Genomic DNA, 22,815 nt, shown 5'->3' with positions numbered 1-22,815 from the left:
ACAGCGGTTGTGGAAACGGCAAAGCACTCTGGCCGAGCTAAACGAGATGGCGCAGGATACGCTGATTGCCCACTTAGGGATGGTGTTTACCCGGCTGGAAGCAGACTGGCTGGAAGCCGTCATGCCGATGGATAATCGTACCCGGCAGCCTTTTGGCCTGCTGCACGGCGGCGCATCGGTGGCGCTGGCAGAGTCGCTGGGATCAATGGCGGGCTGGCTCTGCTCGCTGCCGGGTCAGAATGTGGTAGGGATTGATATTAACGCCACGCATCTGCGCGCCCTGTACAGCGGATCGGTGCGCGGCGTCTGTCGCGCCCTGCACCTCGGCGGACTGAATCAGGTGTGGCAAATTGAGATATATGACCCGCGGGATCGGCTGTGCTGCATCTCTCGCCTGACCACCGCGATTATCGGTTAGCACCATGTAAAACGGGACGCCAGTGGCGTCCCGTTTTTTTTAGCGTGGATTAACGCTGATAGACCGTTTCGACACCTTCTTCGTCGTCTTCGTCCCAGTCGTCATCCCAGTCATCGTCTTCTTCAACTTCTGGCTGTGCTTCTTCCAGCTGCTGACGATGGTAGTCATCCCACATGAATTCCACTTTCTCTGGCTGCTTCGCTTCCAGTTCTGCTTCTTTCGGGTTGGCGTTGATAAACGACATCAGGTCCCAGCACAGCGCATTGACGCCCACGCGGTTCGCCGCGGAGATCAGGTAATACTTCTCGGTCCAGCCCAGCGCGTCTGCAATCGCTTTAGCACGCGCCTGCGCCTCTTCCTCATCCAGCAGGTCAACTTTGTTGAACACCAGCCAGCGTGGCTTATTGAACAGCTTGTCGCTGTATTTTTCCAGCTCGCCGAGGATGATGCGCGCATTCTCAACCGGATCGCTTTCGTCAATCGGCGCCAGATCGATAGTGTGCAGCAGAACGCGGCAGCGCTCGAGGTGCTTCAGGAAGCGAATACCCAGGCCAGCACCATCCGATGCACCTTCGATCAGCCCTGGAATATCGGCCACCACGAAGCTCTGCTCGCTGTCCATGCGCACCACGCCGAGGCTTGGCACCAGGGTGGTAAACGGGTAATCGGCCACTTTTGGCTTGGCGGCAGAAACCGCGCGAATAAAGGTCGATTTACCGGCGTTTGGCAGGCCCAGCATACCGACGTCGGCCAGCAGCATCAGCTCCAGCTGCAGGTCGCGCTTTTCGCCCGGGGTGCCCATTGTTTTCTGACGTGGCGTACGGTTTACGGAGGATTTGAAGCGGGTGTTACCCAGACCGTGCCAGCCGCCCTTCGCTACCATCATCTGCTGCTGATGGTGAGTCATATCACCCAGCGTTTCACCGGTACCCTGGTCGATAATACGCGTGCCGACCGGCACTTTGATCAGGATATCGTTGCCGCGTTTACCGGTACAGTCACGGCTCTGGCCGTTCTGCCCGCGCTCGGCACGGAAGGATTTCTCAAAACGGTAGTCAATCAGGGTGTTGAGGTTTTCATCAGCCTGCATATAGACATCGCCGCCGTCACCACCATCACCCCCGTCTGGACCACCACGCGGAATATATTTCTCACGACGGAAGCTGACGCAGCCATTGCCGCCGTCGCCCGCTACTACCAGAATCGTCGCTTCATCAACAAACTTCATTTTACTTCTCCGTCACTCATTCGCCCGGGCTCACTGCCTGCTGGCAGCGGGTCGGGATTGCTCCGCCGTGGCCATAAGCGATGACCAATTGCGGAAAACATGGCGCCTGACACCACGACGATTGCTCCAACGAACCCTAAGGTATTGAGTTGCGGAATGGCAAAAAAGTCGGGCCAGCCAAGCGATAAAAATTCTGAAAACAGCAGGGTAAATAAGGGCGTCAGCGTCACGATTGCGCTGACCTGTGCCGCCTGCCAGCGTGCATAGGCTTCCGCCAACGCGCCATAACCCACCAGGGTATTGAGCGCGCAAAATAACAGACAGCCTAACTGCCAGCCGTCCAGCTGCCACAACAGCTCCAACCGAGCCATCGGTAACAGCGCCACTGCACATAAAGTGTACAGCAAAAACAGGATTTGTTGCGAGCCCAGACGGCGCAGCAAAATTTTCTGCGTCACGCCGTACACTACCCACACCATGGCCGCGCTGACACCGAGGATCACACCCCAGGTGTAATCCGTCAGGCGCGTGAAGATCTCAATCAGGCTGGTGTTAAAGAACATCACCAGTCCGCATAACAGCATCACCCCACCGACGATCTGGCTGCCACGCATCCTCTCTTTCAGGATGAATACGCTGGCGAGCATCATGCCCGGCGGTGCCAGTTGGGCAATCACCTGGGAGGCGGTAGGGCTGAGATACTGCAACGAAGAACCAAACAGCACGAAGTTGCCCACCAGACCCGCGGTGGCAATTAACACCCAGACCAGCCAGCGCGGGTGACGAAAGAAGTCACGCGGCGGCAGTTGGCGTTTCAGCGCTAAAATTGCGCCCAGGCCTGCTGCTGCAAGGAGAAAACGGTAGAACACCACCGTGGCGGGATCCATCACCACCAGCACCTGTTTCATCGCAATAGGCAACGAGCCCCAGCTCATTGCAGTGACCAGCGCGAGAGCGGTCCCTATCCCTGCCTGCTGCTTACTGACTGACATCGGTGTTCCCTGGCAGAATGTAAAAAGCCCCGCAGTCTAGTGCGGGGCTTTTCTTTTCGTCGTCGCATAGAGCGGCATTTGCCACTCTGCGGCACGAAAACCTAATTACTCAGCAACGATGCTGATGTATTTACGGTTGTTCGGGCCTTTAACTTCGAATTTGACCTGGCCGTCTGCAGTTGCAAACAGAGTGTGGTCACGGCCGCAGCCAACGTTGGTGCCCGCGTGGAATTTGGTGCCACGCTGACGAACGATGATGCTACCAGCCAGAACAGTTTCGCCGCCGAAACGTTTTACGCCCAGGCGTTTTGCGTTGGAGTCACGACCGTTACGAGTCGAACCACCAGCTTTCTTGTGTGCCATTTGTCAGATCTCCTATTAAGCGCTGATGCCAGTGATCTTCACATCAGTGAACCACTGACGGTGACCCTGCTGCTTACGGTAATGTTTACGACGACGGAACTTAACAATCTTGATTTTGTCGCCACGACCGTGAGCAACGATTTCCGCTTTAACCAGGCCACCAGAAACTAATGGTGCGCCGATCTGAACGTCTTCGCCGTTAGCAATCATCAGAACCTGGTCGAATTCAACAACTTCGCCGGTTGCGATGTCCAGCTTTTCCAGGCGAACGGTCTGACCTTCGCTTACTCGGTGTTGTTTACCACCACTTTGGAAAACCGCGTACATATAAACTCCGCTCTCGCGCTTGCCTTCTTTGATTTCGGGCTGCGCTATAAATATTCACAATAGGGCGCGAATTCTACGCAACTTCCTCACTAAAGACAAGTGCCTGTTACGCTGTATTGCAGAAAAAAAACGCAACATGAATGGAGACGTTTCACCGCCGCGTTTTTGCAGTACAATCTGTCATACATTTCATGCCACAGGCACGGGTTAAGGCGCTTATCATAGCAGCGAACTGAGCGATAGCTGAAAAGACTGATGAACTTAGAACAGATAAACGAACTCACCGCGCAAGATATGGCGGACGTCAATGCGACAATACTCGACCAGCTGAACTCCGATGTATCCCTTATCAACCAGCTGGGCTACTACATTATCAGCGGCGGAGGGAAACGCATCCGCCCAATGATCGCCGTGCTGGCTGCACGCGCGGTGAATGATTACTCCGGTAAGCAGCACATTACCGTGGCAGCTTTGATCGAATTTATTCACACCGCGACGCTGCTGCACGACGACGTCGTCGACGAATCCGATATGCGGCGCGGCAAAGCTACCGCCAATGCGGCATTTGGCAATGCCGCCAGCGTGCTGGTCGGCGACTTCATCTATACCCGCGCTTTCCAGATGATGACCAGCCTGGGTTCACTGAAGGTGCTGGCGCTGATGTCGGAAGCGGTGAACGTGATTGCGGAAGGGGAAGTGTTACAGCTGATGAACTGTAACGACCCGGATATCACCGAAGAGAGCTACATGCGGGTGATCTACAGCAAAACCGCACGCCTGTTCGAAGCGGCGGCGCAATCTTCGGCAATCCTCGCCGGTGCCACAGCCGCACAGGAGCAGGCGCTGCAGGATTATGGCCGCTATATCGGTACCGCTTTCCAGCTGATCGACGATCTTCTCGATTACAGTGCCGATGGCAAAACTCTGGGGAAAAACGTCGGTGATGACCTGAGCGAAGGCAAACCAACGCTGCCGCTGCTGCACGCGATGCGTAACGGTAACCCGGAGCAGGCTGCGATGATTCGCTCGGCGATTGAAGAGGGTAACGGCCGTCATTTACTGGAACCCGTTCTGGAAACCATGCGTGAATGTGGTTCCCTGGAATGGACCCGCGACGCCGCAGAGAAAGAAGCCGATAAGGCGATCGCTGCGCTGAATGTATTACCGGAATCACCGTGGCGTAGCGCGCTGGAAGCGTTGGCACATATGTCAGTACAGCGCGAATTCTAATCTCGATTCTGCTTTAAGAGCGCGGCCTGCCGCGCTTTTTTTCTCTCCACGATCCGGCTATTTAGCCCGGCAGTTCTGCCCGCCTTCTCATCTTTATGCAACAACCTCACGCCATTACCTGTACTTTTGCGCAGTACTACGCAAAAAATGTTTTAGCCGCTCATTTTACTGGAAATAAATGGAAATTATTTGCTATAAAGCACCTGTTATATCCAAAAGTGCCCAAGGAGGGTAAGCACGTGAGACACAATCAGCAAGACTGGCACCCCGCCGATATTATTGCCGCGCTGCGTAAAAAAGGCACCACGCTAGCCGCACAATCCCGACAGGCTGGCTTAAGCTCATCGACACTCGCCAACACCCTGTGCCGCCCGTGGCCGAAAGGTGAATGGTTGATTGCTGATGCGCTGAATATTCATCCATCGGAGATCTGGCCGAGCCGCTACTATGATCCGCACACCCACCGGCTGCTCGATCGCAAGCAGCGCATCCGCAAGTAAAAAAAAGGGCCGGTATTATCTACCGACCCTGTTTCTTGCTGCGCGCAAAGATTACTCTTCGCTGCTGCCGCTTACGCGCTGAATATTCGCCCCAAGAGCGGCCAGCTTGTCTTCAATGTGCTCGTAACCGCGATCGATGTGGTAAATACGATCCACAATGGTGGTGCCTTCTGCGATACAGCCAGCCAGAACCAGGCTGGCGGAAGCACGCAGATCGGTAGCCATAACCTGTGCACCGGACAGTTTTTCCACCCCGTGGCAGATCAGCGTGTTGCTTTCGATCTCGCCGTGTGCGCCCATGCGTACCAGCTCTGGCACGTGCATAAAGCGGTTCTCGAAGATGGTTTCGGTAATTACACCGGTCCCTTCCGCTACCAGGTTCAGCAGGCTGAACTGGGCCTGCATATCGGTTGGGAAGCCCGGATGCGGCGCGGTGCGCAGATTGACGGCCTTAGGACGCTTACCGTGCATATCCAGGCTGATCCAGTCTTCACCGGTTTCGATATCGGCACCCGCTTCACGCAGCTTAGCCAGTACGGCATCCAGAGTGTCAGGCTGTGCCGCACGGCACACCACTTTACCGCCGGAGATCGCCGCAGCGACCAGGAAGGTGCCGGTTTCAATACGGTCAGGCAGTACGCGGTACACGCCGCCGCCCAGGCGCTGCACGCCTTCAATAGTGATGCGGTCGCTGCCTGCGCCGGTGATTTTCGCCCCCAGCGTGTTCAGGAAGTTAGCGGTATCAACGATTTCCGGCTCGCGGGCCGCATTCTCAATCACGGTGGTGCCGGTGGCCAGCGTGGCCGCACTCATAATGGTTACGGTTGCGCCAACGCTGACCTTATCCATCACGATATGTGCGCCTTTCAGGCGGCCATCAACCGAGGCTTTCACGTAGCCCTCTTCCAGCTTAATCGTGGCGCCAAGCTGCTCCAGACCGGTGATATGCAGGTCAACCGGGCGCGCACCGATAGCGCAGCCGCCGGGCAGTGAAACCTGCCCCTGGCCAAAACGCGCCACCAGCGGACCAAGCGCCCAGATAGAAGCGCGCATGGTTTTCACCAGATCGTAAGGCGCACAGTAAATGTTGACCTCACTGGCATCCAGATGCACGGAACCATTACGTTCTGCTTTCATACCCAGCTGGCTGAGCAGCTTCATGGTGGTATCGATGTCCTTCAGCTTCGGGACATTCTGAATCTCTACCGGCTCTTCAGCCAGCAAAGCAGCGAACAGGATCGGCAATGCGGCGTTTTTGGCCCCGGAAATAGTGACTTCACCACTCAGACGGGTCGGACCCTGTACACGAAATTTATCCATTGCAACTGCTCTCTGTTGTCAGCTAAAAATCTGCCGCCAGCGCCTCACCACGTTACGCGTGGCAAACTCTGGCAGCTTAAAAACCGTTTAACTTACGGTCACGCGCCCACTCTTCAGGGGTATAAGTCTTGATGGAAACCGCATGCATGCGGTTATCCGCGATGTACTCCATCAGCGGAGCATAGACAGTCTGCTGTTTCTTAACGCGGCTCAGTTCACCAAACAGTTCACCCACGGCAATCACCTGGAAATGGCTGCCATCTCCGGTTACGTGGACTTCCTGCAGCGGTAGCGCGCTCATCAGCACGGATTGAATTTCACTGGTTTCCATGATGCTCTTAAATTCACTTGATAATAAACAGGCACACATCTTAGTGGAATCTGCCCGACTCTTAAACAAGCAAAAAATGCCTGCGCTTTGAGAAAAAGCCTAAATGAGAACAGATAACACTCCCGGCGCGTAACGAAGAAGGGAGCGACAATGCGCTCCCTTGGGTAAAAACGAGTAAACTCAACGCGTTCCACGGCTACTACTACCGGACTAACGCGCCCAGTGCCTTACTCGCCTTCGGCAATAATTTTCTGCAGGTTGTAGAGGGTGATCAGCGAACGCAGTTTATCCGTGATACCGGTGAAACGCGGCGCTTTGCCACGCGCTAGCACGATCTGCCGCAGATGGACCAGCAGGGCCAGGCCACCGGAGTCAACGCGCTGCAGGCCCGCAACGTCGATAATCTCAACCCGGCCCATCACCTCAGCACGCTGCTGCCAAAGCGGCAGCAGCGTTTCACGTTCCAGCTCGCCGGCAAGAGTTAGCCGGTCGTCCTCGACCTGCCAGCGCAGTTGCCCGTCCATTACTGCTTCTTGTCCAGCGTGATAGGCTCATTTGCTGCCGACTTCAGGCGCGCGGTCAGGCCGTCGATGCCCTGCTGACGCAGCACGCCGCTCCACTCATTCTGCTTGGTGCTAATCATACTCACGCCTTCAGCGATCATATCAAACGCCTGCCAGTTTCCGCTGACGCTGTTTTTACGCCACTGGAAGTCCAGGCGCACCGGTGGTCGGCCGTTCGGGTCGATGATGGTGACGCGGATAGCGATAATGTTTGCATCACCCAGCGGCTGCTCCGGGGCGATCTGATAAGTCTGGCCGTTATACATCGCCAGCGCCTGGCCGTATGCCTGGGTCAGATAGTCGCTGAAAGCCGCAAAATAGGCTTCACGCTGTGCCGGGGTGGCTTCTTTGTAGTAGCGGCCCAGCACCAGCGCCCCCGCATATTTCACCTGCACATACGGCAGCAGCTCTTCGCGCACGATCTGCCGCAGATAGTTAGGATCCTGCTTGATTTTAGGCTGTTCGTTTTTCAGGCGGTCAAAGGTCTTCTGCGCCGCCTCATTCATTAGCTTGTAAGGATTGGTCTGATCGGCTGCGGCATTCGCCGCTACGGGTGCAATGACCAGCATCGCGACCATCAGTAAACGTTTAAACATTACTTGCCCTCTTATGGATTATTCGCCGCAGCAGGCGCTGCTGCGGCCGGAGCCGCCTCATCGCCCGCGGCAGGTGGATTCTTGTTGTCGCCGTTCCCGCTCTTGTAGAGGAACTGGCCTATCAGATCTTCCAGCACCATCGCTGACTTGGTGTCCTGGATGGTGCCGCCGTCTTTCAGGGTTGCGGTGCCCATTTCCGGGTCATCAAAACCGATATTCAACGCCAGATACTGTTCGCCCAGCAGACCGGAAGTCCGTACTGCCAGCGAGCTGGTGTCAGGGATATTGTTATATTTGTCTTCAATATCCATAGCGACTTTCGGTGAGTAGTTTTTCGGGTCCAGCGTGATATCGGTTACGCGCCCCACTACCACACCACCAACCTTGACCGGGGAGCCGGTTTTCAGGCCACCAATATTGTCAAAAGTAGCATAAAGCTTCCAGGTCGGTTCATTGCCGAGGGATTTCAGGTCGGCAACGCGCAGACAGAGAAAGATGATCGCGCACAGCGCTAAAAGTAAGAAGGCGCCTACCCAAATTTCGCTTTTTTTCGTTTGCATTGCATCAGTTCCCAAACATCAGTGCCGTAAGCACAAAATCCAGACCGAGTACTGCCAGTGAAGCATGTACCACGGTACGCGTCGTTGCCCGACTGATCCCTTCAGAAGTCGGGATGGCGTCATAGCCGTTAAACAGCGCAATCCAGGTCACAGTCACCGCAAATACGGCGCTCTTGATCACGCAGTTGATAATATCTGTTCGCAGGTCGACCGCACTCTGCATCGCTGACCAGAAGAAGCCAGGGTCGATCCCTTTCCAGCCCACGCCCACCAGCGCGCCACCCATCACCCCGACCGCGACAAAAATCAGCGTCAGCAGCGGCATGCTGATAAAGCCCGCCCAGAAACGCGGCGATATAATGCGGCGCAGTGGGTCAACGGCCATCATCTCCATGCTGGAGAGCTGCTCGGTGGCTTTCATCAGGCCAATCTCTGCCGTCAGGGCCGAACCGGCACGCCCGGCAAACAGCAGCGCGGTCACCACCGGCCCCAGCTCGCGCAGCAGCGACAGCGCGACCATCATCCCCAGGCTGGTTTCCGCGCTGTAGGTTTTCAGCACCAGGTAGCCCTGCAGGCCAAGCACCATGCCGATAAACAGCCCGGATACGATCACGATGAGCAGTGAAAGCACGCCGACGCTGTACAGCTGTTTAACCAGCAGGTGAGCGTGCTTACGAAAACGGGGGATGCCAAACAGCGCATGGAACAGCATCAGTCCGGCGCGGCCAAACGAGGCACAGGTATTAATTCCCTGACGCCCTAATGACGCCAGTGCTCTTAGAAACATCAGTCTGTTAACTCCCTGAGCCGACTAAATCTTGCAGGTAATCCCCTGCCGGGAAACGGAAAGGTACCGGGCCATCAGCAATGCCGTCAATAAACTGACGCACGCGGGCATCTTCGTTATCACGCAGTTCAGGGGCTGTCCCCTGAGCGATCACTTTCTGATCCGCGATAATATAAGCGTAATCGGCAATGCTCAGCACCTCAGGCACATCGTGCGATACCACGATACAGGTGACGCCCAGCGAGTGGTTCAGTTCGTCGATCAGCTTCACCAGCACGCCCATGGTGATGGGATCCTGGCCGACAAAGGGTTCGTCAAACATGATCAAATCTGGCTCCAGCGCGATTGCTCGCGCCAGTGCCGCACGGCGCGCCATCCCGCCGGAAAGTTCAGAAGGCTTAAGATTGGCGGCACCGCGCAGGCCCACCGCTTCTAGCTTCATCATCACAGTGCTATGCAGCAGCGCTTTTGGCAGCTGGGTATGTTCACGCAGCGGCCATGCCACGTTGTCAAACGCGCTAAGATCGGTGAATAACGCCCCTGACTGGAACAGCATGCTCATTTTTTTACGCGCCTCATACAGGCGTGAGCGCGACAGCGTGGGAATATTTTCGCCGTTAAACCAGATTTCACCGCTGTCCGGAGGGATCTGCCCGCCGATTAAACGCAGTAAAGTGGTTTTGCCTATGCCGGAAGGGCCCATTATCGCGGTGACCTTCCCTTTGGGCACCGTAAGCGAGATGTTATCGAAAATCGGCCGGTTGCCACGGGAAAAACTCACGCCCCGCACATCCACCAAATTCGTCTCCGTCTGGCTCATAGTTACCTCATTCCTTATTCTCAGGCGTTAAATTTACCCCCAATGGTAACGTATTACCTATCGGACCGGACACTTTTACAGAAACTTACCGCAATAACGTAGCTAAAGCTGGCATAAGTTTTACTTTTCACTCGCAGACCGTCAAAATCACAGCCATTAAATTTTCTTTGCCTTAACTCTTTAAAGCAAACGGTAACCAACGATTATACCCGATCCAAAGGACACTTCATGCTCGTAGCTACAGCACTATTGATTATCGGTTTAGTCTTACTGGTTTATGGAGCCGATCGTCTGGTGTTTAGCGCCGCAATATTGTGCCGGTCGCTGGGGATTCCACCCTTGATTATAGGCATGACGGTGGTGGGCATTGGCACCTCATTACCGGAGCTGATTGTCTCCTTTTCCGCCGCCACGCACGGGCAGATGGATATCGCAGTTGGCACCGCGATGGGGTCAAATATTACCAATATTTTACTGATCCTTGGCGGCGCCGCGCTGCTGCACCCGCTCACCGTCCACTCCAGACTGGTACGCCGTGAGCTGCCGCTGATGCTGCTGGTGACGCTGCTGTGCGGCGTCATGCTGTTTGATAACGAGCTGAGCCGCAACGATGGACTGGCGATGATCGCCATTGCCGCTATCTATCTGATGTTTATCATCAAGATTGCTCGCCGCGCCGAACGCGAAAACAGCGACTCGCTCACGCGTGAGCAGCTGGCTGAACTGCCGCGAGATGACGTCGGCAATACTGTCGCCTTTCTGTGGCTGGCAGTGGCGCTGATTGTGCTGCCGATGTCGACACGCATGGTCATCGACAACGCCACGGTGATTGCCGACTATTTCGGCGTCAGCGAACTGGTGATAGGCCTGACAATTATTTCGGTCGGCACCAGCCTGCCGGAGCTGGCAACGGTGATTGCTGGCGCGCTGAAGGGCGAAGATGATATCGCCATCGGCAACCTTATCGGCTCTAACATTTATAATATGGCAATTGTGCTGGGCATTCCGGCACTGATTCACCCAGGCACACTCGACTCCGCCGCTTTCGCCCGTGATTACTGGGTGATGCTGGGAGTCAGTGCCCTGTTTACACTGATCTGTTTGCAGCGCAGTCGCCGCATTGGTCGGCTGGCAGGCGCGTTGTTGCTGTGCGGATTTATCGTCTGGGTGGGAATGCTGTATCAGTTCCCCTCAGTGACCTTCTGGTAAAAGGACTGGAGAATTATGGCGCATATCACGGCCGATCCCGACTTTGACTTTCAACAGGCCGGGAAAGAGGTTTTACGGATTGAACGTGAAGGGCTGGAACAGCTCGATCGGTACATTAACGACGACTTTAGCCGGGCCTGCGAGCTGATTTATCGCTGCCGTGGCAAAGTCGTGGTGATGGGGATGGGCAAATCCGGTCATATCGGTAAGAAGATGGCGGCGACCTTTGCCAGCACCGGTACGTCAGCATTTTTTGTTCATCCGGCTGAGGCCAGCCACGGCGATCTCGGTATGGTAAGCCCATCCGATGTGGTGATTGCTATTTCCAACTCCGGCGAGTCCTCCGAAATTCTGGCGCTGATCCCGGTGCTAAAACGCCTGCATGTTTCGCTGATCTGCCTCACCAGCCGCCCTGACAGCGCAATGGGACGTGCGGCAGATATCCACCTGTGTGTTAAAGTGCCGCAGGAAGCCTGCCCGCTGGGCCTCGCCCCGACCACCAGCACCACCGCAACCTTAGTGATGGGTGATGCCCTGGCCGTTGCGCTGCTAAAAGCTCGCGGTTTTACCCAGGAAGATTTTGCGCTCTCTCACCCTGGCGGGGCGCTGGGCCGTAAACTGCTGCTGCGCGTTGATGATATCATGCACTCCGGCAGCGAGATGCCGCACGTCAGCCGTGATGCTTCTCTGCGTGATGCTCTACTGGAAATCACCCGTAAAAACATGGGAATGACGGTAATCTGCAATGACTTGATGAAAATCGAAGGCATCTTTACCGACGGTGATTTACGCCGCGTATTCGATATGGGCATTGATATCCAGCATGCCAGTATCGCCAGCGTGATGACGCCAGGTGGCGTGCGCGTGCGCCCGAATACGCTGGCCGTGGATGCGTTAAACCTGATGCAGAATAAAAATATTACCTGCGTAATGGTCGCCGATGGCGATCAGCTGCTCGGCGTGGTTCACATGCATGACATGCTGCGCGCAGGCGTTGTATAAACCAGGAACTGAAAATAATGAGCAATCCAGTAGCCACCATTGAGACCTGTTATGGCGCAGTCAGCCAGCAGGTCATGGCGCAGGCACAGCAAGTTAAGCTGTTGATTTGTGACGTTGACGGCGTGATGTCCGACGGGGTGATTTACCAGGGAAATAACGGTGAAGAGCTCAAAGCCTTCAACGTGCGCGATGGTTATGGCATTCGCTGCCTGCTGACCAGCGGCATTGAAGTGGCGATTATTACCGGCCGTAAAGCCAAACTGCTGGAAGATCGCTGCGCCACGCTGGGAATTACCCATCTTTACCAGGGACAGACAGATAAGCTTTTGGCCTTCCGTGAACTTCTGGATACACTATCGCTTCGTGCCGGGCAGGTTGCCTATATTGGTGATGACCTGATCGACTGGCCGGTCATGGCGGAAGTTGGCCTGAGTGTGACCGTGGCCGATGCACACCCTGTTTTATTGCCCCGTGCGGACTACGTGACCCGAATTGCCGGTGGACGCGGTGCCGTGAGGGAAATTTGCGATCTTATTTTGATCGCGCAAGGTAAGTTTGAAGAGGCCAAAGGGCAGTCAGTATGAGCAAAACAAGACGCTGGATAACGCTGATACTGGCGCTGGTCGCCATTGTGCTGATCGGCTGGAACCTGACCGGAAACGACAGCGATAGCAACGCTACCCGGAGTGACGACACGGAACCGACCTACATGAGCGATAATTCTCATACGGTGGTGTACAACCCTGAGGGCGCGCTGAGCTATAAGCTGGTGTCAGACAAGGTCACCTACTTCCAGACCGAAGCGGTGAGCTGGTTCGATAACCCGGTGATGACGACCTACGACGAAAACAAAATTCCAACCTGGTCGGTGCGGGCGGACAAAGCCAAGCTCACTAATGACCGCATGCTTTATCTCTATGGTCATGTGGAAGTGAACAGCCTGACCAAAGACGCTCAGCTTGAGCGGATTAAAACCGATAACGCTCAAATTAACCTGACCACTCAGGATGTCACTTCAGACGATCAGGTTACGCTTTATGGCCGCAGCTTTAACTCTACAGGTATGAAGATGCGTGGGAATTTACGGAAGAAAACTGCCGAGTTGATTGAAAAGGTCAAAACATCTTATGAAATTCAAAATGAACAACAGCCTTAAACTTCTGACGGCATCACTGCTGCTTGCCGCCAGCCTGCCCGCTCTGGCACTGACCGGCGACTCCGAGAAACCGGTTAACGTCGATTCAGAAAACCAGGCGCTGGATATGCAGGGCAACGTGGCTACCTTTACCGGCAAAGTTATCGTCACCCAGGGTTCGATCAAAATCACCGCGGATAAAGTGGTGGTGACCCGTCCGGGCGGCGACAGCAATAAAACCATTGTTGATGCCTATGGTAATCCTGCAACTTTCTACCAGATGCAGGATAACGGCAAGCCGGTGCAGGGCCACGCCCAGAAAATGCATTACGAGCTCGCAAAAGACCTGGTCGAACTGACCGGCAACGCTTATCTGGAACAGCTCGACAGCAACGTGAAAGGTGACAAAATCACCTATCTGGTCAAAGAGCAAAAAATGCAGGCCTTTGGCAGCACCGGCAAACGCGTCACCACCGTGTTAGTGCCGTCGCAGTTGCAGGATAAAGGCACTCAGTCAAACGGTCAGAAAAAGAGTAACTAACTAACATGGCAACCTTAATTGCGGAAAACCTGGCGAAGGCCTACAAAGGCCGTCGCGTGGTTGAAGATGTCAGCCTGGAAGTTAAATCCGGCGAAATCGTCGGCCTGCTGGGCCCGAACGGTGCAGGTAAAACCACCACCTTCTACATGGTGGTTGGGATTGTGCCGCGTGATGCGGGCCGTATCGTGATCGACGATGAAGACATCAGTATTCTGCCACTGCATGCCCGTGCGCGTCGTGGTATTGGCTACCTGCCTCAGGAAGCCTCCATCTTCCGTCGTCTGAGCGTTTACGACAACCTGATGGCCGTCCTGCAGATCCGTGATGACCTGACCAGCGAGCAGCGCGACGACCGCGCGAATGAACTGCTGGCCGAGTTCCACATTGAGCACCTGCGCGACAGCCTGGGTCAGGCGCTTTCCGGTGGTGAACGCCGCCGCGTCGAGATTGCCCGCGCGCTGGCCGCTAACCCGAAATTTATCCTGCTGGATGAGCCCTTTGCCGGTGTTGACCCGATCTCCGTCATTGATATTAAAAAGATTATTGAGCACCTGCGTGACAGCGGTCTGGGCGTGTTGATCACCGACCATAACGTACGCGAAACGCTGGCAGTCTGCGAACGAGCCTATATCGTCAGCCAGGGGCATCTGATCGCCCATGGCACCCCGGAAGCGATCCTGGCCGATGAGCAAGTTAAGCGCGTCTATTTGGGTGAAGAGTTCAGACTCTGATAAGGTGTTCACATTCGGTAAGATTTCTGGGGAATTAATATTCTGAATATGAAGCAAGGTTTACAACTCAGGCTGAGCCAACAGCTTGCCATGACGCCACAACTGCAGCAGGCCATTCGCCTGCTGCAACTCTCTACGCTTGAACTACAGCAGGAAATTCAGCTGGCGCTGGAAAGTAACCCGTTGCTTGAACAGACCGACATTCACGAAGAAGTTGATACCCGCGAATATCAGGAAACCGAAGCGCTGGATACCCGCGAAGCGCTGGAACAGAAGGACATGCCGGAAGAGCTGCCGCTCGATGCCACCTGGGATGAGATCTACACCGCCGGCACGCCATCCGGTACGGGCACTGACTATCATGATGATGAACTGCCGGTCTACCAGGGTGAAACCACCCAGACGCTGCAGGATTACCTGATGTGGCAGGTTGAGCTGACGCCGTTTACCGACACTGACCGCGCGATAGCAACCTCAATTGTTGATGCGGTTGACGATACAGGCTATCTCACCGTGACGCTGGATGAAATCCTCGGCAGCATTGGTGATGACGAGCTGTCGATGGATGAAGTTGAAGCGGTGCTGAAGCGCGTGCAGCGTTTTGACCCGGTCGGCGTCTGCGCCCGCGATCTGCGCGACTGCCTGATGGTGCAGCTCTCTCAGTTTCCGACTGATTTTCCACTGCTGAAAGAGGCGCGCCTGATCGTCGGCGAGCACCTGGATCTGCTGGCAAACCACGACTTCCGCAGCCTGATGCGCGTCACCCGCCTGAAGGAAGAGGTGCTGAAAGGGGCGATGCAGCTGATCCAGACCCTCGACCCGCGCCCGGGCCAGTCGATCAACACCCAGGAACCAGAATACGTCATTCCGGACGTACTGGTGCGCAAAGCCAGCAATCGCTGGACGGTGGAACTCAACGCCGACAGCGTGCCGCGCCTGAAGATCAACCAGCATTACGCTTCCCTCGGCGCCAGCTCGCGCAGCGACAGCGACACGCAGTTTATTCGCAGCAATCTGCAGGAAGCAAAGTGGCTGATTAAAAGCCTGGAAAGCCGCAACGACACGCTGCTGAAGGTGACGCGCTGTATCGTCGACCAGCAGCAGGCCTTTTTCGAACAGGGTGAAGAGTTCATGCGTCCGATGGTGTTGGCCGATATTGCCAGCGCCGTAGAAATGCACGAGTCGACTATCTCGCGCGTGACCACACAGAAATACCTGCACAGCCCGCGCGGCATTTTTGAACTGAAGTATTTTTTCTCCAGCCACGTCAATACCGAGGGTGGTGGCGAAGCCTCCTCCACGGCGATCCGTGCGCTGGTGAAGAAATTAATCTCGGCGGAGAATCCCGCCAAACCGCTCAGCGACAGCAAGCTCACCACCCTTCTTTCCGATCAGGGGATTATGGTGGCCCGGCGCACTGTGGCAAAATACCGAGAGTCTTTATCCATCCCACCATCAAACCAGCGCAAACAGCTGGTCTGAAAGCACTGAGAAGGAAGACACTATGCAGCTCAATATCACTGGACAACACGTTGAAATCACCCAGCCACTGCGTGATTTTTTAACTGAAAAGTTTGCCAAACTGGAACACTACTTTGACCGCATCAATCAGGTCTATATCGTGTTAAAGGTGGAGAAAGTGACACAGATTGCAGATGCCACGCTGCATGTGAACGGTGGGGAGCTGCACGCCACCTCGGAAGATAAAGATATGTACGCGGCGATTGACGGGCTGGTTGATAAGCTCGCCCGCCAGTTAAATAAACATAAAGATAAGCTAAAACAACACTAAACTTCACTGTACATTGATTGTTTTTTCGGCGAACCCAATATCAGTTAAGCCGGGAGCGTTTTCGGCTCGTGTTCCTTCGGGAAGACGAGCCGTTAATCAATACGGCATGTTAATCTCGCGATCCGAATGTCGGGTTCGAGCTATCGCCCTGTGCAAGTGAATACCTAAGTGAAACTATGATGAACAATGATCTGAAACTGGAACTGGGCTCCGTATTGAGCGTTGCATGTACCCGTAATGGCGTGCACTGTCAGAGCAAAAAACGGGCGCTGGAAATTATCAGCGAGCTGGCAGCGAAGCAGTTAAATCTGCCGCACCAGACAATTTTCGAAGCTATCCTGACGCGTGAGCGTATGGGCAGTACCGGCATTGGCAACGGCATTGCCATCCCGCACGGTAAGCTGGAAGAAGATACGCTGCGCGCCGTTGGCGTGTTTATCCGCCTTGACCAGCCTATCGCGTTTGACGCCATTGATAATCAGCCGGTGGACCTGCTGTTTGCCCTGCTGGTTCCGGCAGATCAGTGCAAGACGCATCTGCACACGCTGTCGCTGGTGGCCAAACGCCTGGCCGATAAAACGGTGCTGCGCCGTTTACGTGCCGCTCAGACCGATGAAGATCTGTATGAGATCATCACGGAAGATCACGAAGAGAGCTAAACGCAGTTGTATCGCGTTGAGACAAACGGGGAGAAGAGTTAATGGTGCTGATGATCGTCAGCGGACGTTCTGGCTCAGGTAAATCAGTCGCCCTGCGGGCGCTGGAAGATATGGGCTTTTACTGCGTGGATAACTTACCCGTGGTACTGCTGCCAGACCTGGCTCGCTCACTTTCTGAGCGTAACATGTCCGCCGCGGTGAGCATTGACGTGCGTAACATGCCGGAATCCCCGGAAGTGTTTGAAACTGCACTGAACAGCCTGCCGGACTGTTTTTCGCCGCAGCTGCTGTTCCTGGATGCCGACCGCAACACGCTGATCCGCCGTTACAGCGATACCCGTCGTCTGCATCCGCTCTCCAGCAAGAATCTGTCGCTGGAAAGCGCGATCGATGAAGAGAGCGATCTGCTGGAGCCGCTGCGTTCGCGCGCCGACCTGATTATCGACACCTCGGAAATGTCAGTGCACGAGCTGGCCGAAATGCTGCGTACCCGACTGCTGGGCAAGCGCGAGCGCGAGCTGACGATGGTGTTTGAGTCCTTTGGTTTCAAGCACGGCATCCCGATTGATGCTGATTACGTGTTTGACGTGCGCTTCCTGCCTAATCCGCACTGGGACCCGAAGCTGCGCCCTATGACCGGCCTCGACCGCCCGGTTGCTGCCTTCCTTGACCGCCACACCGAAGTTCACAATTTTATCTACCAGACGCGCAGCTACCTTGAGCTGTGGTTACCGATGCTGGAAACCAATAACCGCAGCTATCTGACCGTGGCGATTGGCTGTACCGGCGGTAAACACCGCTCGGTGTACATAGCCGAACAGCTGGCAGATTATTTCCGCTCGCGCGGGAAAAACGTACAGTCCCGTCATCGCACGCTGGAAAAACGCAAATCATGACCGTGAAGCAAACCGTTGAAATTAAAAACAAGCTGGGCATGCACGCCCGCCCGGCGATGAAGCTGTTTGAGCTGGTACAGAGTTTTGATGCAGAAGTGCTGCTGCGCAATGAAAGCGGCACGGAAGCAGAAGCCAGCAGCGTGATTGCCCTGCTGATGCTCGACTCCGCCAAGGGTGGGCATATTGAAGTGGAGGCCAGCGGCCTGCAGGAAGAGGAAGCGCTGGCGGCGGTGATTGACCTGTTTAACGCCGGGTTCGACGAAGACTAAGCCTCTCAGGCCGGTATTCACCGGCCTTGTTATTTAGCTGGCAGGCATTACGACAGCAGCGCTTTCACCTGCTGCATCAGATTTGCCACATCTTCCGGGCGCGTTCTGCCGCTCTGCTTATCAATAATCGAACTGTAGATGTGCGGCATGACTTTCGGCACGCCCGCGCGCAGGCAGGTTTCCAGTATCACGCTGAAGTTTGCCAGATCGATGCCGCCGGTCGGTTCGATCATCGTCATCCCCTGGCGCACCGCGCTTTCCGCCAGTGCTTTTAACTCCGCCAGCGATTTCTCACCGCCCATTGGGAAAAACTTCGCCGCGTGCGCCCCCATATCAAGCATCATGCAGACTGCGCTATCGCAATCCGCCAGTACCGGCTGCTGCTGCCCGCTGCGTTCTCCGGTTGATATAATCACCCTGCCCGGCTGCCCGCTCGGGCTGACCAGCGCATTAATGCAGGTATGTGCGTTGCCCGCCAGCGCCAGCGCCCCGGCAGCGAACCCCGCCCCGGTAAACGTCTGGTTGACGTGCGCGCTGCGCGTCGCGGCAGCAATCAGCGCAGCTTTGGCATACTGCGTCGGGTCGCCCGCCCCCAGCCCGACAGAGATCGCCGGAATGAAGCTGGTCCATAGCTCCACTTCCTGCACGCCCTGCCCGACATCCGCAAACTGCGATGACAGCACGCCAATCACCGCATGGCCTTCAGACGCGTCATACACCTCGCGTGCGTTTACCAGATCGCAGGCCAGAACGTTAATCGCCACGCGTCCGCGATAAAAATTAATATGTTGCATTTCACTCTCCCTGTTGTTTAGCGATCTCTGCCAGCCGATCGACGATAAGACTCAGCTCGCCCTGCGCCAGCGTGCGGGGATCGAGGCTGAAAACGCCCAGATGCAGCGCATAGCAGCGTGGGTAAATCGCGATGTCGCCATGGCGCAGCAGTTCGACCACTTCGCGTGCATTCAGCCCCAGCAGCACGGCATCCACGGTGATACGAATGCGCCAGATAGCACGCCCGGCCTCATCCTGTTCAATATCGGCGGCAAAGCCCGTCAGCGCGTTGATTGCCGCCACTGCCGGCAGCAGCGCATCCGCCGATGCATGATTCTGATCCTGGTGATACAGCTCCAGCGCCTTCACCAGACCGACCATATTTTCCTTACCAATCTTCATCGCCCGCGCAATGCCGTTATGCTGCGCCTTACACCAGCCGATCCCCTGCTTACCCCCGGTAATAAAACCCGAGGTGGGCGCGTTAAACGCCTTCGCCCCGCTGTAGATCACCATATCAGCCCCGGCCGCTACGTAGCGCCGCAGGTCCTCTTCCGCCGCCGCATCGACAATCAGCGGCAGCCGGTGGCTGCGCGCCACCTCAACGAAGGTCTCCAGCGTCAGCATCCCTTTCTGTACCGCATGGTGCGACTTCACATACAGCAGCGCGGCGGTCTGTGGCGTAACGGCTTTTTCCAGCTGCCACAGGTAGGCCAGATTACTGTGCCCCACTTCAACAATGCGCCCGCCCCCCAGGCGGATGGCGCTCATTATCGAGGCGCCATAATCAACGTTATGCCCGCGCAGCATCACAACCTCATTCGCCATGCCGCTGCTGTCCGGCAGCTGCGCCACGCGATCCGGCTCGCCGCGGCTGACCGCCGCCGCGACGGCAATGGCAATGCCCGCCGTGGCGCAGGAGGTCACGTAGCTGTCCTGCCCGCCGGTAAACTCAGACACCCGCTCGCCCACGCGATCCACCAGCGCATCAATTTCAACAAAGCTGCCTGCGGCCTGCGCCACCGCCGCCATTACGCTGGCGGGCACGCTGGAAACGCCGAGGATGGTCATTTTTCCGCAGGCGTTAATCACCCTTTTCAGGCCCAGACTTTGATAGATATTCCCTGTCATGAGGCGCTCCTTATAACAAACCGGTTAGTGAGCCGAGCAGGCTAATCACCACCACCGACAGCAGAATAGTGGTGTAACGCGGCCCTTTTTTCACCAGGTAGAAATAGATGGAAAATACCGCCGCCAGTGGCAGCAGGCCCGGGGCGATCGAATCGAGGATCTGCTGAAATACCACTTCCGATCCTTCAAGAGCGACGATCTTAAACGGCGTGGTGATCTTCACGTAGCTGGCGGACAGCGCCCCCATCATGATCAATCCCAGCACGTTGGCACCGTAGATCAGCTCTTTGATCCTGCCCCCCTGCAACAGCCCGATGATCGACTCGCGCCCCAGCGTATAGCCTTTATGTGCCAGCCCATAGCTCACCGCCAGGGTGATGGCGGTATACAGCATCAGTGGCATAATGCCGCCGAACGCGCTGCCGTTGGCGGCAAACGGGATAAAGATCGCGATCAGCAGCGGCATCACTGCGGCCCAGATCACCGAGTCGCCGATCCCCGCTAGCGGCCCCATCAACCCGGTCTTGATCCCGGTGATTGAGGCATCGGAGATCGCTTCGCCTCGGGTTTTCTGCTCTTCCATCGCGATCGCCACGCCCTGGATCACCGCGCCGAAGGTCTGCTCGCTGTTGAAGAAATTCAGATGGCGTTTCAACGCCTCAGCCCGCTCCTCTTTTTCAGGATAGAGTTTCTTGATGATCGGCGTCATGGAGGCGCAAAAAATCAGGCTCTGTAAGCGTTCATAAGAGTTTGAAACCTCCGCACCCAGCCAGTAGATAAACCAGGCTTTGGTGATGTCTCGGCGCGTCAGCGTTTTGCTTGCGCGAGCGCGATCCAGCAGCTCTTGTGGAATAGCGGTATTGCTCATGAGGAAGCCCCTTCTGTTTTTCCCAGGCCTTTAATCAGGAACGCGACGCAGGTGCCGAAAATCGCCATCGCCATGATATCGACCTTCAGGTACAGCACCGCGAAGAATCCGCCAATAAACCACGGCAGCAGGCTCTTTTTACCAATCATCATTATGGTGATGGCGAAGCCGAGCGCGGGCAGGATGCCGCCCATAATTTCAAACGAATGCGTCAGCCAGTGCGGCATCAGCGCGAGAAATTTTTCCACCACGTTCTGGCCAAAATAGTTGGCCGCAAACACCACCGGGAAGCGGATAACCAGCCCGAGTAGCGCGGGCCAGAGGAAGGCACAGCGCATAATGCCGCCGATATTTGCCTCCTCTGCGTGGGCGTCCGCCATGTGGACCCAGGCGGCATTCAGCGTGCGGCGCAGCTGGTCGAGGAACACCCCGATCACGCCGAACGGAATCGCCAGCGCGATGGCGAGATTCGGCTCCATACCGGCCTGTACCGCTATCGGGATCGAGATACAGGCAGCCAGTGCAGGGTCAGACGGCACATTACCGCCGGGCGTCGAGGTGACGCCGAGATACACCAGCTGCATCCCGGCGCCAATAATCATCGCCGTCTGCATATTGCCGAGGATCAGACCAACAAACACCGCAATCACAATCGGCTGCACCAGCATTCCCGAGAAGGAGTAGCCGAGCCGCAGGCGGGCAAACCAGTAGTACAACCCCATACAGACAGCGATCCATAACGTATCCATAGCGTGCTCCTTACAGTGAGAGGCTTAGTATTTTTTCAGGATATCGTCCAGCGACTGCGGCTTATCTTCCGGAATGGTCTGGAACAGGACCTTGATCCCTTTTGCCTGCAGATCGCCGAGGATCGCCACGTCAGCATCATCCAGCGTAATGTTCTGGAACACCGCTTTGCGCTTCGGCCCACCGCCGAGACCGCCAACCTGGATAGCCGCGACCGAGAAGCCCTGCTGTACCGCTTCCAGTACCGCTGCCAGCGACGGGAACAGCACCAGCACGTTGCCCTCACCCAGCTGGTTTTCCTGCCAGGCTGCGGCAAAGCTGCTGTTGCTGTAGCAGTCCACTTTGACACTCGGCGGTGCGGCCATCAGATAGATATTTTTCATAAACGGGTCGGCTTCCAGCTCGTCGCTGACCACCGCAATACGGTTGGACTGCGACTGTCCAACCCATTTAGTCACCACCTGTCCGTGGATCAGGCGGCTGTCGATTCGGCATAAAGTAATTGTGGCCATGAGAATGCTCCCTGGGTGATGGTTAAGGTTGTTGTCGTTGAATATGAGCCGCCACGTCGCGGCAGCTTTCGCGCCCGGCTTCAACCAGCCCGGCAACCTGCGTGGTGAGGGTGCCCTGCTCGCGCAGGTCCAGCGCCTGCAGCAGCAGCGTGGCGTTCAGCCCGCAGACCACCGCGATAGGATGGTCGAGGCTGACACGGGCGGCGACATTTGAGGTGGTGCCGCCGATAAAATCAGTCAGGATCAGCGAACCGACCGGCATCTTCGCCACCACCTGCTGCACCGACTGGTAGAAGTCGCTGAAGGTATCCACCGGCATCAGGGCCAGGGTATGCACCCCGGCAATGTCACCGACGACCATGCGCAGGCTGTTACACAGCTCCGCGCCCCAGCCACCGTGGGTCAAAATGAGTATTTCAGGCAAAGCCGTTTTGTTTTCCGTCACGTGATTCATCCGCTCAGTATTGTGGTGAGGTCACTATTGCAACGGCTGTGCCAGAGAATGTGTCACGCG

31 protein-coding genes are annotated in these 22,815 nt (G+C 56.0%); 14 read left to right on the top strand and 17 right to left on the bottom strand.

What is annotated here, in order from left to right; genetic code table 11:
- Window positions 1–46: 46 nt before the first annotated feature.
- Window positions 47–418, top strand: coding sequence for a hotdog fold thioesterase (locus ID864_RS10495; protein ID WP_048914474.1), 372 nt, complete (start codon window positions 47–49; stop codon window positions 416–418).
- 49 nt (window positions 419–467) lie between these two features.
- Here the strand turns inward: ID864_RS10495 and cgtA are convergent, their stop codons facing one another.
- The 4 genes from cgtA to rplU form a co-directional block, all read right to left on the bottom strand.
- Window positions 468–1,646 carry an Obg family GTPase CgtA gene (cgtA, locus tag ID864_RS10490; RefSeq protein ID WP_048914473.1) on the bottom strand — a complete coding sequence of 393 codons (1,179 nt, stop codon included), beginning with the start codon at window positions 1,644–1,646 and terminating at the stop codon, window positions 468–470.
- Window positions 1,643–2,638 carry a DMT family transporter gene (locus tag ID864_RS10485; protein ID WP_048914472.1) on the bottom strand — a complete coding sequence of 332 codons (996 nt, stop codon included), beginning with the start codon at window positions 2,636–2,638 and terminating at the stop codon, window positions 1,643–1,645. Before ID864_RS10485 ends, cgtA begins: the two co-directional genes overlap by 4 nt.
- 105 nt (window positions 2,639–2,743) lie before the next feature.
- A complete protein-coding gene (rpmA, locus tag ID864_RS10480; RefSeq protein WP_048914471.1) occupies window positions 2,744–3,001 on the bottom strand; it encodes a 50S ribosomal protein L27 in 258 nt (85 codons plus the stop codon).
- Window positions 3,002–3,016: 15 nt separating this feature from the next.
- Window positions 3,017–3,328, bottom strand: coding sequence for a 50S ribosomal protein L21 (gene rplU, locus ID864_RS10475; protein WP_048914470.1), 312 nt, complete (start codon window positions 3,326–3,328; stop codon window positions 3,017–3,019).
- A 255-nt stretch (window positions 3,329–3,583) separates the two neighbouring features.
- Between rplU and ispB the strand changes: the two genes are divergently transcribed.
- Window positions 3,584–4,558 carry an octaprenyl diphosphate synthase gene (gene ispB, locus ID864_RS10470; RefSeq protein ID WP_048914469.1) on the top strand — a complete coding sequence of 325 codons (975 nt, stop codon included), beginning with the start codon at window positions 3,584–3,586 and terminating at the stop codon, window positions 4,556–4,558.
- A gap of 239 nt (window positions 4,559–4,797) precedes the next feature.
- Window positions 4,798–5,058 (top strand): helix-turn-helix domain-containing protein, encoded by a 261-nt coding sequence (locus ID864_RS10465; protein ID WP_048914468.1) that lies wholly within the window; start codon window positions 4,798–4,800, stop codon window positions 5,056–5,058.
- Window positions 5,059–5,109: 51 nt separating this feature from the next.
- On the opposite strand, the gene murA is transcribed toward ID864_RS10465, so the two are convergent.
- The 7 genes from murA to mlaF form a co-directional block, all read right to left on the bottom strand.
- Entirely contained in the window at window positions 5,110–6,378 is a 1,269-nt protein-coding gene (gene murA, locus ID864_RS10460; RefSeq protein ID WP_099753981.1) for a UDP-N-acetylglucosamine 1-carboxyvinyltransferase, read from the bottom strand.
- Window positions 6,379–6,454: 76 nt separating this feature from the next.
- A complete protein-coding gene (ibaG, locus tag ID864_RS10455; RefSeq protein WP_048914466.1) occupies window positions 6,455–6,709 on the bottom strand; it encodes a BolA family iron metabolism protein IbaG in 255 nt (84 codons plus the stop codon).
- Between the two features lie 227 nt (window positions 6,710–6,936).
- Complete coding sequence (mlaB, locus tag ID864_RS10450) at window positions 6,937–7,233, bottom strand: lipid asymmetry maintenance protein MlaB (RefSeq protein ID WP_048914465.1); 297 nt, start codon at window positions 7,231–7,233, stop codon at window positions 6,937–6,939.
- The gene (mlaC, locus tag ID864_RS10445; protein WP_048914464.1) at window positions 7,233–7,868 is read right to left on the bottom strand and encodes a phospholipid-binding protein MlaC; all 636 of its coding nucleotides are present in this window, start codon (window positions 7,866–7,868) and stop codon (window positions 7,233–7,235) included. Before mlaC ends, mlaB begins: the two co-directional genes overlap by 1 nt.
- An 11-nt stretch (window positions 7,869–7,879) precedes the next feature.
- Window positions 7,880–8,428 (bottom strand): outer membrane lipid asymmetry maintenance protein MlaD, encoded by a 549-nt coding sequence (gene mlaD / locus ID864_RS10440; protein WP_048914463.1) that lies wholly within the window; start codon window positions 8,426–8,428, stop codon window positions 7,880–7,882.
- Window positions 8,429–8,432: 4 nt separating this feature from the next.
- Window positions 8,433–9,215 (bottom strand): lipid asymmetry maintenance ABC transporter permease subunit MlaE, encoded by a 783-nt coding sequence (mlaE, locus tag ID864_RS10435; RefSeq protein WP_048914462.1) that lies wholly within the window; start codon window positions 9,213–9,215, stop codon window positions 8,433–8,435.
- Window positions 9,216–9,222: 7 nt separating this feature from the next.
- Window positions 9,223–10,035 carry a phospholipid ABC transporter ATP-binding protein MlaF gene (gene mlaF / locus ID864_RS10430; RefSeq protein WP_191149810.1) on the bottom strand — a complete coding sequence of 271 codons (813 nt, stop codon included), beginning with the start codon at window positions 10,033–10,035 and terminating at the stop codon, window positions 9,223–9,225.
- A 228-nt stretch (window positions 10,036–10,263) separates the two neighbouring features.
- Here mlaF and ID864_RS10425 point away from each other — a divergent pair, with 228 nt between their 5' ends.
- The 11 genes from ID864_RS10425 (at window position 10,264) to npr (ending at window position 18,269) form a co-directional block, all read left to right on the top strand.
- Window positions 10,264–11,244: a calcium/sodium antiporter gene (locus ID864_RS10425; RefSeq protein ID WP_048914460.1), complete on the top strand. Its 981-nt coding sequence runs from the start codon at window positions 10,264–10,266 to the stop codon at window positions 11,242–11,244.
- A gap of 15 nt (window positions 11,245–11,259) precedes the next feature.
- Window positions 11,260–12,246 carry an arabinose-5-phosphate isomerase KdsD gene (kdsD, locus tag ID864_RS10420; protein ID WP_133622602.1) on the top strand — a complete coding sequence of 329 codons (987 nt, stop codon included), beginning with the start codon at window positions 11,260–11,262 and terminating at the stop codon, window positions 12,244–12,246.
- Window positions 12,247–12,263: 17 nt separating this feature from the next.
- Entirely contained in the window at window positions 12,264–12,830 is a 567-nt protein-coding gene (gene kdsC, locus ID864_RS10415; protein WP_191149809.1) for a 3-deoxy-manno-octulosonate-8-phosphatase KdsC, read from the top strand.
- Window positions 12,827–13,402, top strand: coding sequence for an LPS export ABC transporter periplasmic protein LptC (gene lptC, locus ID864_RS10410; protein ID WP_048914457.1), 576 nt, complete (start codon window positions 12,827–12,829; stop codon window positions 13,400–13,402). The genes kdsC and lptC overlap by 4 nt, the downstream gene beginning before the upstream one ends.
- Entirely contained in the window at window positions 13,374–13,922 is a 549-nt protein-coding gene (lptA, locus tag ID864_RS10405; protein WP_048914456.1) for a lipopolysaccharide ABC transporter substrate-binding protein LptA, read from the top strand. Before lptC ends, lptA begins: the two co-directional genes overlap by 29 nt.
- 5 nt (window positions 13,923–13,927) lie before the next feature.
- Window positions 13,928–14,653 carry an LPS export ABC transporter ATP-binding protein gene (gene lptB / locus ID864_RS10400; RefSeq protein ID WP_048914455.1) on the top strand — a complete coding sequence of 242 codons (726 nt, stop codon included), beginning with the start codon at window positions 13,928–13,930 and terminating at the stop codon, window positions 14,651–14,653.
- A gap of 48 nt (window positions 14,654–14,701) precedes the next feature.
- Window positions 14,702–16,135: an RNA polymerase factor sigma-54 gene (gene rpoN / locus ID864_RS10395; protein WP_048914454.1), complete on the top strand. Its 1,434-nt coding sequence runs from the start codon at window positions 14,702–14,704 to the stop codon at window positions 16,133–16,135.
- A 22-nt stretch (window positions 16,136–16,157) separates the two neighbouring features.
- Complete coding sequence (gene hpf, locus ID864_RS10390; RefSeq protein ID WP_062818062.1) at window positions 16,158–16,445, top strand: ribosome hibernation promoting factor; 288 nt, start codon at window positions 16,158–16,160, stop codon at window positions 16,443–16,445.
- Between the two features lie 176 nt (window positions 16,446–16,621).
- On the top strand, window positions 16,622–17,104 hold the full coding sequence (gene ptsN, locus ID864_RS10385; protein ID WP_048914450.1) for a PTS IIA-like nitrogen regulatory protein PtsN: 483 nt from the start codon (window positions 16,622–16,624) through the stop codon (window positions 17,102–17,104).
- 41 nt (window positions 17,105–17,145) lie between these two features.
- Entirely contained in the window at window positions 17,146–18,000 is an 855-nt protein-coding gene (gene rapZ, locus ID864_RS10380) for an RNase adapter RapZ (RefSeq protein WP_048914449.1), read from the top strand.
- Window positions 17,997–18,269: a PTS phosphocarrier protein NPr gene (gene npr / locus ID864_RS10375; RefSeq protein ID WP_048914448.1), complete on the top strand. Its 273-nt coding sequence runs from the start codon at window positions 17,997–17,999 to the stop codon at window positions 18,267–18,269. Before rapZ ends, npr begins: the two co-directional genes overlap by 4 nt.
- Window positions 18,270–18,316: 47 nt before the next feature.
- Here the strand turns inward: npr and dagF are convergent, their stop codons facing one another.
- The 6 genes from dagF to ID864_RS10345 are packed head-to-tail and all read right to left on the bottom strand — an operon-like array spanning window position 18,317 to window position 22,746.
- Window positions 18,317–19,063 carry a 2-dehydro-3-deoxy-phosphogluconate aldolase gene (gene dagF / locus ID864_RS10370; protein ID WP_191149808.1) on the bottom strand — a complete coding sequence of 249 codons (747 nt, stop codon included), beginning with the start codon at window positions 19,061–19,063 and terminating at the stop codon, window positions 18,317–18,319.
- Window position 19,064: 1 nt separating this feature from the next.
- Window positions 19,065–20,174: a D-glucosaminate-6-phosphate ammonia lyase gene (dgaE, locus tag ID864_RS10365; protein ID WP_191149807.1), complete on the bottom strand. Its 1,110-nt coding sequence runs from the start codon at window positions 20,172–20,174 to the stop codon at window positions 19,065–19,067.
- A 10-nt stretch (window positions 20,175–20,184) separates the two neighbouring features.
- Complete coding sequence (locus ID864_RS10360; RefSeq protein ID WP_187496950.1) at window positions 20,185–21,042, bottom strand: PTS system mannose/fructose/sorbose family transporter subunit IID; 858 nt, start codon at window positions 21,040–21,042, stop codon at window positions 20,185–20,187.
- A complete protein-coding gene (locus tag ID864_RS10355) occupies window positions 21,039–21,791 on the bottom strand; it encodes a PTS mannose/fructose/sorbose/N-acetylgalactosamine transporter subunit IIC (RefSeq protein ID WP_191149806.1) in 753 nt (250 codons plus the stop codon). The genes ID864_RS10360 and ID864_RS10355 overlap by 4 nt, the downstream gene beginning before the upstream one ends.
- A 24-nt stretch (window positions 21,792–21,815) precedes the next feature.
- Entirely contained in the window at window positions 21,816–22,301 is a 486-nt protein-coding gene (locus ID864_RS10350; RefSeq protein WP_187496952.1) for a PTS system mannose/fructose/N-acetylgalactosamine-transporter subunit IIB, read from the bottom strand.
- 22 nt (window positions 22,302–22,323) lie between these two features.
- The gene (locus tag ID864_RS10345) at window positions 22,324–22,746 is read right to left on the bottom strand and encodes a PTS sugar transporter subunit IIA (RefSeq protein WP_230049532.1); all 423 of its coding nucleotides are present in this window, start codon (window positions 22,744–22,746) and stop codon (window positions 22,324–22,326) included.
- Window positions 22,747–22,815 lie beyond the last annotated feature (69 nt).

The sequence above is a fragment of the Erwinia aphidicola genome (assembly GCF_014773485.1).
GTDB lineage: Bacteria > Pseudomonadota > Gammaproteobacteria > Enterobacterales > Enterobacteriaceae > Erwinia > Erwinia aphidicola.
The sequence above is the reverse complement of the archived record's forward strand: the minus strand, read 5'-3'. Positions and strand labels throughout refer to the sequence as shown.

What these genes read in the sequence shown, in the direction of transcription:
- mlaF (WP_191149810.1), bottom strand. Translation starts at nt 10,035, where the DNA reads ATGAGCCAGACGGAGACGAATTTGGTGGATGTGCGGGGCGTGAGTTTT.
- ID864_RS10495 (WP_048914474.1), top strand. Translation starts at nt 47, where the DNA reads ATGGCGCAGGATACGCTGATTGCCCACTTAGGGATGGTGTTTACCCGG.
- cgtA (WP_048914473.1), bottom strand. Translation starts at nt 1,646, where the DNA reads ATGAAGTTTGTTGATGAAGCGACGATTCTGGTAGTAGCGGGCGACGGC.
- ID864_RS10355 (WP_191149806.1), bottom strand. Translation starts at nt 21,791, where the DNA reads ATGGATACGTTATGGATCGCTGTCTGTATGGGGTTGTACTACTGGTTT.
- murA (WP_099753981.1), bottom strand. Translation starts at nt 6,378, where the DNA reads ATGGATAAATTTCGTGTACAGGGTCCGACCCGTCTGAGTGGTGAAGTC.
- ID864_RS10360 (WP_187496950.1), bottom strand. Translation starts at nt 21,042, where the DNA reads ATGAGCAATACCGCTATTCCACAAGAGCTGCTGGATCGCGCTCGCGCA.
- mlaD (WP_048914463.1), bottom strand. Translation starts at nt 8,428, where the DNA reads ATGCAAACGAAAAAAAGCGAAATTTGGGTAGGCGCCTTCTTACTTTTA.
- npr (WP_048914448.1), top strand. Translation starts at nt 17,997, where the DNA reads ATGACCGTGAAGCAAACCGTTGAAATTAAAAACAAGCTGGGCATGCAC.
- ID864_RS10485 (WP_048914472.1), bottom strand. Translation starts at nt 2,638, where the DNA reads ATGTCAGTCAGTAAGCAGCAGGCAGGGATAGGGACCGCTCTCGCGCTG.
- rpoN (WP_048914454.1), top strand. Translation starts at nt 14,702, where the DNA reads ATGAAGCAAGGTTTACAACTCAGGCTGAGCCAACAGCTTGCCATGACG.
- mlaE (WP_048914462.1), bottom strand. Translation starts at nt 9,215, where the DNA reads ATGTTTCTAAGAGCACTGGCGTCATTAGGGCGTCAGGGAATTAATACC.
- kdsD (WP_133622602.1), top strand. Translation starts at nt 11,260, where the DNA reads ATGGCGCATATCACGGCCGATCCCGACTTTGACTTTCAACAGGCCGGG.
- rpmA (WP_048914471.1), bottom strand. Translation starts at nt 3,001, where the DNA reads ATGGCACACAAGAAAGCTGGTGGTTCGACTCGTAACGGTCGTGACTCC.
- ID864_RS10425 (WP_048914460.1), top strand. Translation starts at nt 10,264, where the DNA reads ATGCTCGTAGCTACAGCACTATTGATTATCGGTTTAGTCTTACTGGTT.
- mlaB (WP_048914465.1), bottom strand. Translation starts at nt 7,233, where the DNA reads ATGGACGGGCAACTGCGCTGGCAGGTCGAGGACGACCGGCTAACTCTT.
- ibaG (WP_048914466.1), bottom strand. Translation starts at nt 6,709, where the DNA reads ATGGAAACCAGTGAAATTCAATCCGTGCTGATGAGCGCGCTACCGCTG.
- dgaE (WP_191149807.1), bottom strand. Translation starts at nt 20,174, where the DNA reads ATGACAGGGAATATCTATCAAAGTCTGGGCCTGAAAAGGGTGATTAAC.
- hpf (WP_062818062.1), top strand. Translation starts at nt 16,158, where the DNA reads ATGCAGCTCAATATCACTGGACAACACGTTGAAATCACCCAGCCACTG.
- ispB (WP_048914469.1), top strand. Translation starts at nt 3,584, where the DNA reads ATGAACTTAGAACAGATAAACGAACTCACCGCGCAAGATATGGCGGAC.
- lptB (WP_048914455.1), top strand. Translation starts at nt 13,928, where the DNA reads ATGGCAACCTTAATTGCGGAAAACCTGGCGAAGGCCTACAAAGGCCGT.
- ptsN (WP_048914450.1), top strand. Translation starts at nt 16,622, where the DNA reads ATGATGAACAATGATCTGAAACTGGAACTGGGCTCCGTATTGAGCGTT.
- mlaC (WP_048914464.1), bottom strand. Translation starts at nt 7,868, where the DNA reads ATGTTTAAACGTTTACTGATGGTCGCGATGCTGGTCATTGCACCCGTA.
- dagF (WP_191149808.1), bottom strand. Translation starts at nt 19,063, where the DNA reads ATGCAACATATTAATTTTTATCGCGGACGCGTGGCGATTAACGTTCTG.
- kdsC (WP_191149809.1), top strand. Translation starts at nt 12,264, where the DNA reads ATGAGCAATCCAGTAGCCACCATTGAGACCTGTTATGGCGCAGTCAGC.
- lptA (WP_048914456.1), top strand. Translation starts at nt 13,374, where the DNA reads ATGAAATTCAAAATGAACAACAGCCTTAAACTTCTGACGGCATCACTG.
- lptC (WP_048914457.1), top strand. Translation starts at nt 12,827, where the DNA reads ATGAGCAAAACAAGACGCTGGATAACGCTGATACTGGCGCTGGTCGCC.
- rplU (WP_048914470.1), bottom strand. Translation starts at nt 3,328, where the DNA reads ATGTACGCGGTTTTCCAAAGTGGTGGTAAACAACACCGAGTAAGCGAA.
- ID864_RS10350 (WP_187496952.1), bottom strand. Translation starts at nt 22,301, where the DNA reads ATGGCCACAATTACTTTATGCCGAATCGACAGCCGCCTGATCCACGGA.
- rapZ (WP_048914449.1), top strand. Translation starts at nt 17,146, where the DNA reads ATGGTGCTGATGATCGTCAGCGGACGTTCTGGCTCAGGTAAATCAGTC.